The organism is Novipirellula caenicola, assembly GCF_039545035.1.
Lineage (GTDB): Bacteria > Planctomycetota > Planctomycetia > Pirellulales > Pirellulaceae > Novipirellula > Novipirellula caenicola.
Genome location: NZ_BAABRO010000071.1, coordinates 1 through 1,274 on the forward strand (window position 1 = coordinate 1; position 1,274 = coordinate 1,274).

Here is a 1,274-nt window from a genome sequence, read left to right on the forward strand (position 1 = left end):
AACGGTAGCGATGTGCGGGCGGCGAAGGGTGATTGAACCACTTTGCAAAAACGATGCCGCCGCTCCGTCACCATCGCATGGTTATCGCAGATTGCAGCAAGCATGAAGCGAGCATGGTTGCAGTGGCGCTCCGCCCCGTGGGTGGTCCGTCAAGCAGACAACCGTTGGGATCGACCAGTGGTGCTAGTGTAACGGACTGCGAGGACAAGATGTTGCACGAACACGACCGCGAATTTTGCTTGTTACGGCAGCGATGGCTTGAATCGCAAATCAGCGCAGGCCACGCCGCTAGTTGCGATAACGGCCCGCGTCACCGGGGCCCGTGAGTTGAGTATCCATTCGTGAAAACTTACCAACGGGCCTCCGCGTGCACGCGATGGTTCGCCGCAGTGCATGCTGTCAACGCTCGCCGTTGCGGTGATCACGCTTCTGTGCCAAAACACTTTTTGCCTCCGCTGCCAAGTCCTGGTCTTTGTCGACGCTTAGATCTCTCAATAGTTTCATCGCTTCGTCGTGCGGATGATGAGGTGCACCAAGCGCCCAAACTGCGTGTTGACGGGGACGTCTTGGCAAGTAGGGGGGTACGAGTAGGTCGAATTTGATTCTTTCGTAGATAATATCCTTCAATTCGTCGATGTTCGCGAATCTGATTGCCATGGTGTCGCGTTTTGCATCTTCGATTACGTCAATGTCAACGTTAGCTATTCCACTGTTCGAGGCAATTCGAAAGTTCACGTCGTATCCGCGCAGCCGTACTGGGCGGCGCTCCTGGTGTGTACCAGAGTGTGCTATTCCATGCGATTGCATGATCCATGTGTTTGGCTGAAGGTCGTAGTGTCCAAAACCCGCGCCACAAAGCTCATCGTAGTGAACTTGTGCTCGCTCCCATTCACCGGCTGAATTTTGTGCTTCCAACTTCAAAGTGCACTTGTCGTACAAGGTGTACAATCGAATTGGTTTCTTTGAGCGGTTGACAATGTATGCAGTGACCGTGCCATCTGGTTTCTTGCTCCAGTCCACATGCAACGTAAACTCGCCATCGTCGGCTGCTATATTAACGGGGAGTTGCACAACAGGCATACCTGTTGGTTCGGCGGACAAATGATGCGTCGCTGTCAATGCGAAGAGAAATGCGATGAAGATCCGGAACATCATTTGTGTCTACAACTGTTTCGAGTTCTCAGTTGGCGAACGTCCGGGATCAGCGGGCGGCGGGAGTTGACAATGATCTCACCAAAAACCGCACACCGCCGCTCCGTTGCATCCCATGGTTC

The 1,274-nt window shown here is 53.5% G+C and carries 1 protein-coding gene; it reads right to left on the bottom strand.

Annotated features, from left to right (window positions below; all coding sequences use genetic code 11):
* Window positions 1-399: 399 nt before the first annotated feature.
* Complete coding sequence (locus ABEA92_RS31305; protein WP_345689818.1) at window positions 400-1,155, bottom strand: hypothetical protein; 756 nt, start codon at window positions 1,153-1,155, stop codon at window positions 400-402.
* Window positions 1,156-1,274: the final 119 nt, after the last annotated feature.